15 protein-coding genes are annotated in these 13502 nt (G+C 51.1%); 9 read left to right on the forward strand and 6 right to left on the reverse strand.

The window, feature by feature from the left end; translation table 11 throughout:
• Window positions 1-57 precede the first annotated feature (57 nt).
• From ACFQPC_RS14635 to ACFQPC_RS14650, 4 genes are all read right to left on the reverse strand, one after another.
• Window positions 58-1728, reverse strand: coding sequence for an L-lactate permease (locus ACFQPC_RS14635; protein WP_382272955.1), 1671 nt, complete (start codon window positions 1726-1728; stop codon window positions 58-60).
• A gap of 382 nt (window positions 1729-2110) precedes the next feature.
• Window positions 2111-2818, reverse strand: coding sequence for a 7-cyano-7-deazaguanine synthase QueC (queC, locus tag ACFQPC_RS14640; RefSeq protein ID WP_382272603.1), 708 nt, complete (start codon window positions 2816-2818; stop codon window positions 2111-2113).
• A gap of 105 nt (window positions 2819-2923) precedes the next feature.
• Window positions 2924-3676, reverse strand: coding sequence for a DUF3108 domain-containing protein (locus ACFQPC_RS14645; protein ID WP_382272604.1), 753 nt, complete (start codon window positions 3674-3676; stop codon window positions 2924-2926).
• Between the two features lie 37 nt (window positions 3677-3713).
• The gene (locus tag ACFQPC_RS14650) at window positions 3714-4781 is read right to left on the reverse strand and encodes a DUF3108 domain-containing protein (RefSeq protein ID WP_382272605.1); all 1068 of its coding nucleotides are present in this window, start codon (window positions 4779-4781) and stop codon (window positions 3714-3716) included.
• Window positions 4782-4871: 90 nt separating this feature from the next.
• On the opposite strand from ACFQPC_RS14650, the gene ACFQPC_RS14655 reads away from it, so the two are divergent.
• The gene (locus ACFQPC_RS14655; RefSeq protein ID WP_382272606.1) at window positions 4872-6143 is read left to right on the forward strand and encodes a branched-chain amino acid ABC transporter substrate-binding protein; all 1272 of its coding nucleotides are present in this window, start codon (window positions 4872-4874) and stop codon (window positions 6141-6143) included.
• Between the two features lie 108 nt (window positions 6144-6251).
• Window positions 6252-6800: a PhaM family polyhydroxyalkanoate granule multifunctional regulatory protein gene (locus ACFQPC_RS14660; RefSeq protein ID WP_382272607.1), complete on the forward strand. Its 549-nt coding sequence runs from the start codon at window positions 6252-6254 to the stop codon at window positions 6798-6800.
• A 4-nt stretch (window positions 6801-6804) separates the two neighbouring features.
• On the opposite strand, the gene ACFQPC_RS14665 is transcribed toward ACFQPC_RS14660, so the two are convergent.
• Window positions 6805-8058 carry an MFS transporter gene (locus ACFQPC_RS14665; RefSeq protein WP_382272608.1) on the reverse strand — a complete coding sequence of 418 codons (1254 nt, stop codon included), beginning with the start codon at window positions 8056-8058 and terminating at the stop codon, window positions 6805-6807.
• A gap of 480 nt (window positions 8059-8538) precedes the next feature.
• On the opposite strand from ACFQPC_RS14665, the gene ACFQPC_RS14670 reads away from it, so the two are divergent.
• From ACFQPC_RS14670 to ACFQPC_RS14700, 7 genes are all read left to right on the forward strand, one after another.
• Entirely contained in the window at window positions 8539-8946 is a 408-nt protein-coding gene (locus tag ACFQPC_RS14670; protein WP_382272609.1) for a hypothetical protein, read from the forward strand.
• A gap of 370 nt (window positions 8947-9316) precedes the next feature.
• A complete protein-coding gene (locus ACFQPC_RS14675) occupies window positions 9317-9757 on the forward strand; it encodes a hypothetical protein (protein WP_382272610.1) in 441 nt (146 codons plus the stop codon).
• Window positions 9758-9970: 213 nt separating this feature from the next.
• Window positions 9971-10396 carry a hypothetical protein gene (locus tag ACFQPC_RS14680; RefSeq protein ID WP_382272611.1) on the forward strand — a complete coding sequence of 142 codons (426 nt, stop codon included), beginning with the start codon at window positions 9971-9973 and terminating at the stop codon, window positions 10394-10396.
• A gap of 89 nt (window positions 10397-10485) precedes the next feature.
• Window positions 10486-10800, forward strand: coding sequence for a hypothetical protein (locus tag ACFQPC_RS14685; RefSeq protein WP_382272612.1), 315 nt, complete (start codon window positions 10486-10488; stop codon window positions 10798-10800).
• A 96-nt stretch (window positions 10801-10896) separates the two neighbouring features.
• The gene (locus tag ACFQPC_RS14690; RefSeq protein ID WP_382272613.1) at window positions 10897-11691 is read left to right on the forward strand and encodes a sulfite exporter TauE/SafE family protein; all 795 of its coding nucleotides are present in this window, start codon (window positions 10897-10899) and stop codon (window positions 11689-11691) included.
• Between the two features lie 99 nt (window positions 11692-11790).
• Complete coding sequence (locus ACFQPC_RS14695) at window positions 11791-12204, forward strand: hypothetical protein (RefSeq protein ID WP_382272614.1); 414 nt, start codon at window positions 11791-11793, stop codon at window positions 12202-12204.
• Window positions 12205-12348: 144 nt separating this feature from the next.
• Window positions 12349-12738, forward strand: coding sequence for a hypothetical protein (locus tag ACFQPC_RS14700; protein WP_382272615.1), 390 nt, complete (start codon window positions 12349-12351; stop codon window positions 12736-12738).
• A 252-nt stretch (window positions 12739-12990) separates the two neighbouring features.
• On the opposite strand, the gene ACFQPC_RS14705 is transcribed toward ACFQPC_RS14700, so the two are convergent.
• Window positions 12991-13452, reverse strand: a complete 462-nt coding sequence (locus ACFQPC_RS14705; RefSeq protein WP_382272616.1) for a ProQ/FINO family protein — start codon at window positions 13450-13452, stop codon at window positions 12991-12993.
• Between the last annotated feature and the right edge of the window lie 50 nt (window positions 13453-13502).

A 13502-nucleotide genomic window follows, 5' to 3' on the forward strand; every position in this document is an offset into this window, starting at 1 on the left:
AAAAAGGCCCCGTACAGGGGCCTTTTTCGTTGAAGGATCTTTTTACTGCGCTGGCTTTTACTTCACAACCATTAATGTGAATGGAATCACATAGGCTTGTAACGTGACCAGGAAGCCGACCAGGATGGCCAGTGCGATCGAATGGAAGAAGACGTAACGCAGGATATCGCCCTCATGCCCGTACCACTTGGTTGCAGTAGAGGCCACCACAATGGATTGCGCATCGATCATTTTGCCCATCACACCACCGGAACTATTCGCCGATGCCATCAGCACCGGTGGCAAGCCCAGTTGTTCGGCCGTGGTTTTTTGCAGGCTGCCGAACAAGACGTTGGCGGCGGTATCCGAGCCGGTCAATGCTACGCCGAGCCAGCCGAGCAAGGTACCAAACATTGGATAGAACACGCCGGTATGCGCGAAGGCCAGGCCCAGGGTTGCATCGAGGCCCGAGTATTTGGTCAGGTAGCCGACGCCGAACATCGCACAAATAGTTAGCAATGAATAACGTACCAGCTTGATGGTTTGCCAGTATTCCTGCAGCAGGCGTTTGAACGAGTACCCCATCAAGACACCGGCGACGATCGCAGATACCAGGATGCCGGTACCCGCCATCGACAATACATTGAAGTTAAATACGGCGCCTTCGAGGAAGGGTTCTTTCGCAACCGGTGGCATTTTCATGACCATCTTGTCGAGGCCGGGAATTGCATATTTCCATGACCAGATCGCATCAATCGCTTTCTTGAAAAACGGTGTGCCCCAGATGAAAACGAAGACTGACAGGATGACCCAAGGCATCCATGACTTTGCGACGCTGATGCTGGCCAATACCGGTTTCTCTTCCGATTCCGGTTCAGGTTTGATGTCGTCCTTGGAATTGTCATTGCGATTGCGCAGGGCGGTCGAAGTCCAGATTTTCTTCGGTTGCCATACCTTGAGGAACAAGGTCAGCGAGCCCATCGAAACAATCGCGGCAATCACGTCAACCAGCCATGGGCCGTGGTAGTTCGAGACGACGAATTGCGGAATCGCAAACGATACGCCGGCAACCAGAATCGCCGGCCAGATTTCACGCATGCCGCGGAAACCGGCAAATGCCCAGATCAGCCAGAACGGCACCAGCACCGAGAAGAATGGCAACTGGCGACCGATCATCGAAGACAGGTCCAGCAAGTCGATACCGGTTACAGCTGACAACGCAATCACCGGTGCGCCAAGTGCGCCGTATGCGACCGGAGCAGTATTGGCAATCAGTGCGAGGCCGGACGCAGCCAAAGGCGAGAAGCCAAGGCCGATCAGGATTGCACCGGTCACAGCCACCGGGGTACCGAAGCCGGCGGCACCTTCAAAGAATGCACCAAAGCAAAATGCCACCAGCAGCAGTTGCAAACGTCGGTCTTCCGTGATGCCACTGATACTGTTTTGCAAAACTTTGAAGTAACCGTTGAGCGTCGTCAGGCGATGCAGGAAGATAATATTCAGTACGATCCAGCCGATCGGGAACAGGCCGGCAGCAATGCCGTAACCAGCAGCCTTGCCAGCCATCGCCACCGGCATGCCAAAGACGAAAGCGGCGATGACGATACCGACTACGAGTGCCAGGCCCGCCGCGAGGTGGGCTTTCATGTGGAAAAATGCAAGTGCTGCGAGAAGTACTGCAACCGGTATGCCGGCGGCGATAGTGGAGAAGCCGAAGCTGTTAAGCGGATCGTAAATCTGTTGCCATATCATGGTCGTGTCCTTTGATTGGGTAACTATAATTTTTAACCCTTGCTGATCGTTGCAGCACAGGGGCACGCAACCATATCAGCCACTCACAAGCGCATTGATGCATAAATTTAACCCCTCAATGCAATATTTTGAAACCTCAATCTGAAGATTCTGAGACTTCTTTTGCGCAGTTGTGCCACAGCAAATTTTCAAGCGTAAATCCGCTGCAGGCAGAGGCGACGCATGCGCTGATTGCGTAGGTCGTAAATGTGGGGTTTGTAGAGGGAAGGGAAGAAAAGCCCGGGTTCAGATAATCCTGAAAGCGGATGTCGCGGTGGAAACCCGGGAGTGTTGCAATTTAACGTTTAATTAACGCGTAGATGTCGAGCCTGCTGCGCGCTTATTTTTCTTGCGCAATGAAGTTCGCATATCCACGTGCGCGCAATTCGCATGCGGGACAGGTGCCGCAGCCATAACCCCAGTCGTGCAAGGCGCCGCGTTCACCGAGATAACAAGTATGGGTACCTGCCCGTATCAGGTCGACCAGTGCGTTGCCACCCAGGTCTTGCGCCATTTTCCAGGTCGCGGCCTTGTCTATCCACATCAATGGTGTTTCCAGCTTGAGTCGCGTTGCCATGCCGAGGTTGAGTGCAACCTGCAAGGCTTTCATCGTATCGTCACGGCAGTCCGGATATCCGGAGAAATCGGTTTCGCACATGCCACCGACCAGCACGTTGAGGCCGCGCCGGTATGCGACTGTTGCTGCGACCATCATGAATAATAAATTGCGGCCGGGGACGAAGGTGTTCGGCAAGCCGTTTTCCATCATCTCGATTGCGACGTTTTGCGTCATCGCCGTATCGGAAATTTTGGAAATGAGCGACAGATCTATCATGTGATCTTCGCCCAGCCTGTTATTCCATTCCGGAGAAGATGCGCGCAATGCCTGCAGTACGCTCGGGCGCACTTCCAGTTCCACCGCATGGCGTTGGCCGTAATCGAAGCCTATGGTTTCAACCCTGGCATAGCGCGCGAGCGCCCATGCAACGCAAGTCGTAGAGTCTTGTCCACCGCTGAACAATACCAGTGCACCATCTGCAGAACTCATAATCTCTTTCAATAACAAAAGCGTGGCACTTTGTACAAAGCGCCGACCAAAGCCGCATTATATGATGTGCCGGGCTATCGCTTTGTCTGCCTGGCTATATAGGATCTATACAGGATCTGCTTTGGTAAGGGTCTGTTCGATGAAGTCACCGTCAGGTTCCGTAATCCGTACGCGAGCCGGATACCATTCCATCGATGGTGCAAACCAGATATCCAGCTTCTGATCCTTGTCGCCGTCCTTGATGACGCGACTGACTTTGATAGTGTTCAGGTCGCCGGTCGCGGTTTTGATTTTTTCAGCCTTGTTGACTTTGAAGACCCACGCATCCGCATCCTTTTGTCCAACCACGGTCAGCGGGATGCTGGCACCGGTTTTGAACTTATTTGGTGTGCTGCGTGCGATGGTCGCTAATTGCCATACGACGCTATTACGATCTTGTTCACCGCCCTTGATCGGATAGCTGGCATCGGAAGCGCTGAAACTGATGGTTTTGGCATCGCGATTAAATGTCGCCGTAGTCGGATCCTTGCGATAGCGTTTTTCCGTCGAGGTCAACGGCGCCAGGCCAAATGCATCGATAGTGCCTTCGCTTTTGGCTTCCAGTATCTTGCCCAGCAGCATGGCCCTGGTTTCAGTTGTAATCGAGTAAGTTGCCTTATCCGTTTTCCAGTGGATGATGGCAGTGCCGTTCAGCGGCAAACCGCGTTGGTTGGCGTTGATTGCATAGTTCAGGTCGGCCGATGGCGGCAGGTTGAAACTGCGTTTGGCCGGTGTTTGTGCCAGTGTGGCGCTCGCCGAAGTAGCGATCACGGTGGCGAGCAACATGGATTCCAGATTACGGTAAAGAGTGCGCTTCATTGGGTCACCAAAATAAGGGATTATTAGGATTATATGACTAGTGTGGGGCGGAAACGTTCAGGCGGGTTAATGACATGTCCAGATAGTCGCCATTGGCTTCGGTATAGCGCAGGCGCACCGGGTACCAGTTCTGTTGTGGTGCCAGCCAGATATCCAGCTTTTGGTCGTAGGAGCCACGCTTGGGCGCGCGCGCCACATGCCATGCTGTGGTGCTGACACCATCTATCATGATGTCTTCCTGGCCGATCACCAGTATGTGCCATGTTTCCGCATCGCGTGTACCGGCAACGAATAAATCGATACTGGCCCCGGCCACGAATTTTTCACTATCGCCACGCCCGATACCGGCCAATTGCCAGATGATGCTGGCGCGGTCCTGTTCACCGCCGGTACGCGGATACGATTGCGTCGATGCGGAAAAACTGATCTGGGCGGGTTCGTGCTGAAAATGCGTATTGGTTTCGGCGCGGCGAAAACGTTTTTCGCTATATAGCTCGGGCACGATGCCTATATCCGAAATCGTGCCGCTGCTCTTGAAGCGCAGCGCAGTAATGAAGAGCACGCCAAAATCACCATCCACCGTATAGCGACTGCCATCTGTCTGCCAGCTGATGGTGCCGCTGCCATAGGTAGGCGCACCTTCCTTCGGGATTTTCTGGATGTCGTATTTCAGGCTGGCGGATGGCGGCAGGTCGATTCTATAGGCGGTACCTTCTTCCGCTACCGGCGCTGTTGGTTCAGGTATTTCTGCTGCGGCAATGTTGCTGTCGCTGGCGCTTTCTGCTGGCGGCTCGTGGTTCGGAATACTGCCTGTTTCGGCAACGGCTGCCGGCGGTACAGGTGCCGGAGCAGCAGGACGCGGGCGTGGCTTGGGCTTGGCGGCGACTATCTTCGGTTTGGGTATGGCTGGCGGCTCGCTTTCCAGCGTAGCGGCGACGACCATGGTGTTGTCCGGTGGCTTGGCTGATGGCAGTGCAATCAGGCCACGGGCCCAGGAAATGATGATCAGGTGCAGTAACAGGGATGCCAGTAAAACCAATAGCCCGCCGATATATAGCCGTTTGTGTGGCTGGTTCGGTGGGGGGGGGGGAGTCTCTGGCGTCATGGCGCTAGTGTAAACGCAAGGGCCGGGATTCGGTGCACAAGCGGGTGGGCATGCCACCGCGTAAAATGATCGTTTTAAGAAGGTCTCGTAGTGAAAACCCAAGTAAAAAATATTTTGGCCGCAGTCCTGTTGAGCACTTGCGTGGCTGCGCAGGCGGCTGAGCCCATCAAAATCGGCATGATAGATGGCATGTCCGGCGCTTTTGCCAACGCCGGCGAAGCAGTGGTGCGTAACCTGCAACTCGCGATTGAGACGGTGAATGCGCGCGGCGGTGTCAGCTTGCCGGATGGAGCGCATCCTCTGGCGCTGGAGGTCTTTGATAACAAATTGGGGGTGGAAGAATCCTTGCTGGAATTCAAACGGCTGGCCGACCAGCGCATACCTTTTATGGTGCAGGGGAATAGCTCGGCCGTAGCGGCAGCCCTGCTGGATGCCGTCAACAAGCATAATCAACGCGCACCTGCCAATCGCGTGCTGTTCCTGAATTACTCGGCAGTTGATCCTGCCTTAACGAATGAAAAGTGCAGCTACTGGCATTTCCGTTTCGATGCGAATGCCGATATGCGCATGCATGCCCTGACCGAAGTCATCAAGCGTGATACGCGTGCCAGGAAGGTTTACCTGATCGGGCAGGATTACAGTTTCGGTCGCCTGGTAGCGCAGGCCGCCCGTACCCAGTTGACTGCCAAGCGACCTGATATCCGGATCGTAGGAGACGAATTGCATCCTATCGGCAAGATCAAGGACTTTGCGCCATATATTGCCAAGATCAAGGCCAGCGGTGCCGATGCGGTGATCACCGGTAACTGGGGTAATGATTTAACGCTGCTGGTGAAGGCCGCGAAAGAGTTTGGCTTGAATACCAAGTTTTATACCTTTTACGGTAATGGCCTCGGCGCGCCGGCCGCGATAGGTGATGCGGGTGTGGATCGCGTCCGTGCGGTGGCTGAATGGCACCCGAATGTGGGAGACGGTATGGCAGATTCCGCCAGTGACCGTTTTTACAGTGCTTTCCGCCAGCGTTATCCGCAGGCAAAGGATGACTATGTACACCTGCGCATGCACATCATGATAGAGATGCTGGTTAGTGCCATCGAAAAAGCCAAATCGACCGAGGCACTGGCGGTGGCGAAAGCACTGGAAGGCGCGCAATATCGGAATGCATTCCACGACGCGACGATGCGCGCGTCCGATCATCAATTGATCCAGCCTTTGTACGTATCTGTCATGCGCAGGAAGTCGGACGGCGGTATGCGCTTCGATAATGAAGGCAGCGGTTACGGCTTCAAGACGGAGTTGTATTTGCCGGCGGCCAATACAGCCTTGCCGACCAGTTGCAAGATGCAGCGCCCTTTACGGTAGATAGGCGTACTTTATCTGCTACGCTTACAGAACTCAAAGCGACGGCAGCTCTTGTGTACCCGCTATCGTGTAATCGCATCCCGGAGGTTTATCGTGACCCAGCCCAATATGCCCAATCTTCCAGGCTTTGATGCCATGGCCGATACGATGGAGTTCGTCAAGAATATGTGGGGTGGCATGAAGCCGCCGGCCACAGGCATGCCGGGCATGGTGATGCCGACCTTGTCGGTGGAGGAAATCAATAAACAAATCACCGATTTAAAAGCGGTGGAGGCCTGGTTGAGCGCAAATATGAATATGTTGCGCGGGACGATACAGGCACTGGAAGTGCAAAGTGCGACGATCAGCACCCTGCGCAGCATGGGGCAAACTTTTGCACCGGAACCTAAAGCTGAAGCACCGGCCGAACCAATCGCTCCCGCTGCCCCGGATCCTTTGCATGCAACTGCCGCCACTGCGACTCCCACCGTATGGTGGAATATGCTGCAGGAACAATTCAATCAGGCGGTCAGTAGCGTAATGTCGGAAGAAGCTGCAGCAGCAAAAAAAGCAGCAGCCAAGCCAGCCGCGAAAAAAGCTCCGGCTGCCAGGAAAGCAGCAACGAAATCATCCGGCAGCAAGCCGGCCAAAAAACGCCCGCCTGCCGTAAAAACCTGAGTTCCTACGCTGCAGGTTTGCTGGCGCCGCTGGCAGGATCAGGTGGTATGCGCAGGCGCTGTGCAAGCCAGATCGTCAGTACCCCGCAAGCTACTGCGAGATAACCTACGGTGTCGTAGTGCTCTATCATTCCGTCCGGTGTGCGCGTAATGATCAGGCCTGCGATTAGTGTTGCGAGGCCGGACGACAGCATTTGTACTGATGAAATGAGTGTCATGAAAGTGCCGCGTACATGCGCTTCCGGTACAGCGCTCACCATCGCCATACCCGGCACCATACGTCCCGGCACCAATATAAAAAAGATCGTCGAGTTGATTAACACCAGCCACCAGGCAATTGGTACCAGATGGGTGGTGATCAGGAGCGGAATAAACGAAGCCAGCGCGACCAGTTTATACACCTTCAACTTGCCATATTTATCCGCCATTCGCCCTATGAGTTGTGAAGTGAAGAAAGTCGCCGCGCCACCGCATAAATAAACCACAGTGATAAAGGATTCCGGCAAACCGACATTCGTGGTCATGTACAGCGCGATGTATGGGATCACCGTAAAGCCGGCCATCATCATCATTGCAATAAAGGCGAAGGCCGTTAAATGGCGAGGTTCCCTGGCGACGGCAAAGATACGTTGAAAAACATTCCCAATCGGTTTGTTGTGCAGGTGTGCGGTCAGGTTAGGCAGCAGTTTGTAACCGATCACCCAGAAAATACCCGACAACAGCACGATGAAGAAGAAGGGCGCGCGCCATCCCAGCGAGGTGAAGGTAGACGCCAGCAACAAGCCCAGTGGCACGCCGGCCACGGTCGAGATGGAAAATGCAGCCATTACTGTGCCCAGCGCTTTGCCTCGACGTTCAAATGGAATCACATCGGCAATCATGGTTTGCACCAGGCCACCGAGGATGCCGCCAAACGCGCCGGCCAAAGCACGTGCGATCAGCAGGAAGGTAAAGTTGGGCGCAAGTCCGCAACACAGGGTTGCAATGATGAAGCACGCATACAAAACCAGCAGCAGTTTGCGTCTGTCAAAGCGGTCAATATAGGTCGCCGCCAGCAGGCTGGATGCTGCTGCAGTGAAGGTGTAAGACGACAGCAAAAGGCCGAACTGGTGTGTATCGATGTGCAGTAGCCTGATCAACTGCGGACCAAGCGGCATCATGATCATGAAATCAAGAATGTGTGTGAACTGTATACCGGCGATGGTCAGCAGGAACAGTCGTTCATTTTTGATAACGGGTGTATGTGTAGATGAGTGCAAAAGAACCTGCTGAATAAATATTGCGTGGGACTGACTGGAAAAACCTGAACCTGGACTAACTAGACAATCTATTGCGGACGCTGGATGCGCGTGGCTAAGTGGCGCGAGAGTTTGAATTCTTTTAAGCGGGCAATCAGATGCATGGAGATTCTGCGTGCGCTTAGTCTAATGCTTTTTTCAAAGTGATGCCGGAGCCGGGTACAGAACCAGAAAAATGCCGGGATAAACATGGTCCATTCTATGTATCCGGTGTGGTGTTGGTATGGCTGTATACGTATATATCTGTTGTAGCTAATGAATAGTCGACCTTCTGTAATGCGAGAGTGATGCTCTGGTTTTCAGAGAAAAAATGTTGGTGTCCTTGTTGCTGATGCTGCTAAAGTTGCCAGATAAAAAATAATTAAAGAGAGGTTGGCATGCCCTGTTTTGTGTGTACGGGTATAAGTATGGCTCGCGATTTTTTAACGCCAGGCGTCGGCGATGAAATATCTGCGTAAGGTTCTGATTGCTGTGCCTGTAATTTGCTTGGCATTGGTAGTTTATCTTCTGCTTTCGGTGGGATTTGGGATTATCTATATTTTCCCCCAGGCGTTTCTGATTGCCTCCGTAGCGAGTGGAGTGCTGTATTTAACGCTCATGCATGTCGCAAATGACAGAATGCGGTTGATGAGCCGGAGTTTAATATCTTTTAGCCTTGGATTCATGGCCGTGCCAGTCATATTGCTGTATCTGGATTACCCGCGGCCGGGAGAGTTCTATGAGTTTAATGGAAAGCTATTGATAGAAAATGGGGCGATGACGTTGGCTGCCTGGAATAACTTCTTCTTGGACGCTGCAATTGCGACGTGCTTTGGCGCGTTTGCGGGTTGGTTATTTGGTGCTATTTAATGGGAATAATGAAGAATAAAAACACGAAATTTATTCTCGCTTTTCCTTGGTTTTGCTTTGGCTTGTCTTTTTGTATTCATCCAGCGATTATAAAGACCACGATGAAGCCAAGTATGGCATCAGTGCAGTTATTAGTGGGCAAGGGGTTTATGTAATTGTGGCCTATGTCCTGAAGTTTTGGAGGAGCGAGGGCAGGGTGGTTTGATTAGCGTGCTTATGTATGAAATTATCCGACTAATTTTCTTCGCAGGATAGACGTGTGTTTAACTTGAGATACTTGCAATGGGGGAGGGCAATTGCTTGTGTATTGCTCGCAGGCTTTACCTTGTCCGGGTGTGCGTGGCCGGGTGTGCAAGGGCAGGCGAGAGAGATGCAGGGTAATTTCCCCACCTTACTATTGCATGATGCAACAAGGCGCAGTTGTATCCCTATTGCGGATTTTTTTCATCGGGATGGAATTTCGTTTCCGCCCTTTTTCTTTGATGAACAAGCCGAAAATAGAGAATACGCATGGGCATATGTATGCCAGCGACAGGCTGATTACTTTCTAATATTTTCTGCATTGGAAAATACCTCAAAGTGTCAAAAAAGAGAGCTGTCTTTGGGAACAATAATGCCTGGAGGGCTGCGCGCCCTCGATGATCGGCCTGCACTTGCTATTTTTCGAGCCGCTGACCATGCACAGTCAAATCGTAAAATTTCAAATAAAAATATGATTACTGATTTTCGCCCTATGGCTATTGAGTATGACGGAGTTCAGCAAGTGTTTTATTGTGACCAGGGAGAATGGGTGAGTGCTGTGTTTGATTAGATCTGTGATGCCGGTTTGCAGTAGACCTGCAAAAACGATAGTGATCGGGTGTGAAGTAGTAATGCGGCGAGGAATATCCTTGAGTCAGTGCTGTCTATGATTTTTTTCGATAGTCTATGTCGTGATCTAAAAGTATTTTTCCCACATTGCCATGCTGTGTCTGCAATTTCGGGAAAATATTAATACTCTTCGCCGGCGTCCTCATGTGTGGAAATGACACCTTATAAAATGAAAATAAATTTTTTCTTAAAATTGGTTGCTGCGCTTGTTCTTCTCATGAGTGCTCCATCTTTAATGGCTGGGGTGTCAAATAAGATTACCGGGATTTATTCCGACATGACCTTTAACAAAGAAGGTGGTGATGTATTGGGTATCGAAATTTTTGTGATGTTTACTCGTTCCGGATACTGGGTAGTTTTCCAGGATGCCGAAGGCTCACCTTCCGAACCAGTGATAACAGCAGCAGAGATAAAAAATAATGAAATCACCTTTTCGCTGCCTGAGCGAAATGGATATGTTGGTACCTTCAGGGGGCGTATCGGGAAAGGTGTATTGGTAGGAGGCTTTGATTCCGGGCAGCAGGCAACTTTCGGGGGGCGCGAGTTCAAACTGAAAAGAAAGTCTAGCTATTGGCAATAGTCTCTCGCTTACATGTGGCATTCAGTCCAGCTACATTCTGTTTATTTTTTTTCATAGTTGGTTTTCGTGAATAAGAAATATTAAGCGAGATGACAAAAAAAATCTTACGGGTGAGTCTCCTTTGGTTACTGGCAATGGGTGCTGTGCAGTTTCTGTATCCCGCAGTGGCCAAGGTCGTCGTTGAGTCTGTTCCTTTGGCATTTGTGTTGCTGATGCCGTTTGGATGGGAAGCTTTTTTTCAATGGGTATTATTTGTCGGAATATCCTATTGGGCAATCATAGTTCTTGGCTGGGGAGAGCCGGCGCTCTATAAGGGCGCCAAGTTGTTGTTGGTCGCTGCCATATGTATCGTTTTACTCTATGGCGCTTTGTTTTTATTCATATTCGCCAGGGGAGGGCTCTGATGTGAGCCAGCGGCTTCTGACGGGAAAAAGCTCTCCCGAAATATTAAGTATTAATACGATAAATAAGAGCAAGAATTTAAATTATAGGGTGCAAGGATGATCTGGTTTCTCGCGTATGTATTAGCTGGTGCATTTGTCGGCGTATTGGCCGGCTTACTGGGCATAGGTGGCGGTATGACGCTGGTGCCTATCATGGCGGCCTTGTTTGCGGCACAGCACTTCGCTCCAGATCATATTGTGCATCTGGCGCTGGGCACCTGCATGGCTTCCATCGTGTTTACTTCCGGCTCCAGTGTGCGTGAGCATTTGAAGTTCGATGGCGTCGATTTCAATATAGTGAAACGTATGACACCCGGGCTGGTAGTCGGCAGCCTGCTGGCGACCTCCGTGTCGGCATGGATACCGCAACGTCATCTGGCACTGAGCTTTGCCGTGATCGTGTTCTTCGGTGCGACGCAAATCCTGTTGAATAAAAAGCCGAAAGCGGCGCGGGCGCTGCCTTCGGCCGGCCCCTTGTTTTGTGTTGGCCTCGTGATAGGGATTATCGGTGGCCTGGTTTCAGCCGGTGGTGCATTCCTGACGATCCCATTCATGCTGTGGTGTGGTGTACCTATGAAAAAAACCATAGGTACCGGCGCGATGATGGGCATACCTTTGGCCATCGTTGGCACCATAGGCTATGTGATTTCGGGCTGGAGCGTGCCGGGTTTGCCGGACGATGCAGTCGGCTTTATTTCGATCATCGCGCTGGCGGGTATCGTCTGCGGCAGTGTATTTACCGCACCTTTCGGTGCGCGACTCGCGCATCGCCTGCCGGTGCCAGTATTGAAACGTATCTTCGCCTGCCTGCTGTATGTGCTGGCGGCGAAGATGTTATGGACTTACTGGTAAGAAAGAGCTTGCCTGCGGGGTGTAGGTAAGTCCGAACATCGGGTTTTGGGCGCAAATTCCCGTGATTGACTACGATTGCGACCTTAGAAATTCATAAAAATGAAGCCATTTTTGCGCCCGCGGTATGCGGGAATGTTTTTATCTCTTTTGCTCTTTGTATCTTTAATCGTTTTTATCGCCGTGCTGAAGAACATTGATGCTCTTTCGGAAGGCATGGGATGTGCCAATAAAATTATTCAAAAACTGAATTCGAAAGAAGAGAAGTACACGGTATATCAATTTAATCGTCTATGTGGTGCAACAGCACCTGATACATTGCAAATGAGCATTCAGCCTTTTGGATCATCTTTCGATAATGAAAAATATCAGTCATTTCTGGTGTTGGATAGCCGTGCGCGTGTTGTTGGAGTATGGCGAGGCCCTCGAGATTTCAGTGTGAAACTTGAATCCGTTACAGAGATGTATCGTAACGAGCCAAAATCTAGGGAAATAGGCATCCAGTATATTCAGTGAATATATTTCTTTGGATTTTGAAATGATTTTTTTACCTGACGATCAGTTGCTGTAATTTCACCGCACTAAGGGCGATGTCAAAAATGCTGAATATAGCTATGCTCCGAACGGAGAAATTTTCTGATACAAGGATTGTGTAAAGGATTGGAGGAAAAAATTAAATCAACTTTGATCTTGATACTGTTTTTTCTTTGTGGCTCGCCACTTTTAGCTTCTGCAAGAGATTCGAATAAGAATACGCTTTCGGGCATATATTATTTTGAAAATGAAGTAGAGACTTTCTCTCCTTGCAAATCCAATAAAACATATTGGGCTGTTGGAAATTCGGAGTTGATAGATCAACTTCGTAGTAAGGCGCTTGAAAAAAATGGTATTTCTGGCGTTTTATACTTACAGATCCAAGGGCGCTATATAGGCAGTTCCAAGGATGACGAATCTTATGCCCGCGATTTCGACGGTTATTTTAAGATTGAAAAGATCAATCGAATTCGTGTCGCCGACAGGAAAGACTGCCGAATCATAGCGACTGACTGAGCTAGCTCGATAGCAGGCCTCTTTCGCGGGCTTTAGATATGCCCCAAGCCATGATGTTGCCCGGGCGAACCTCGATTTCAATGCCGTTGCTGCAAAGATTGCGCATAACAACTAGCCTGCCTACATTTTTCTCTGAGGGGCGGAATGGTTTTTATCATCTTCGCCTGCCTGCTGTATGTGCTGGCGGCGAAGATGTTGTGGACTTACTGGTAGCGGGGGGCTTGCCTGCCGGAGTGCAGGCAAGTTAGGACCTCAGTTTTTGCGCGAGAATTTCTCTGCTAACTGGGTCAGTTTTTCTGCGCGCAGGCGATCAGCTTCTTCGGCTTCACGTTGTTTGGCTGCTGCTTTGCGTTGTGTCTCTTCTGCCTGGCGCTGTGCTTTGCGCTGTTCGGCATTTTTTTTGAAGCGTTCTTTCAGCGTCGTCGTCGCATGCGTACGATGTACATCTGTCACTTCATCCGCATTGCTGCCGTCCAGGTTGAAACGCACGGTCGCTTTTTCCATCCCCTTCAGGTACCGCAGGGAATTGGTGTGTATGCCGAGCGCGGTGCGTAGCGATTTGCGGCTGACGTCCGGGATTTGTGCGATCAATTGCTTGTCGATGCCGATCGCCAAAGGCAGGAACTCGCCGAATACGGTGAATTTTTCCTGTAGTTCCTTGAGCAAGGTACGTGCGGATTGAATTGGGTTAGGCGTGGTTTCGGTAGTCGTCATTAACAGCGGTTCAGCAATAGAGGATCCAGGGTGCGCAGGATATCACGATG

Origin of the sequence: Herminiimonas glaciei (genome assembly GCF_042664955.1) — a bacterium.
Taxonomy (GTDB): domain Bacteria; phylum Pseudomonadota; class Gammaproteobacteria; order Burkholderiales; family Burkholderiaceae_D; genus Oxalicibacterium; species Oxalicibacterium glaciei.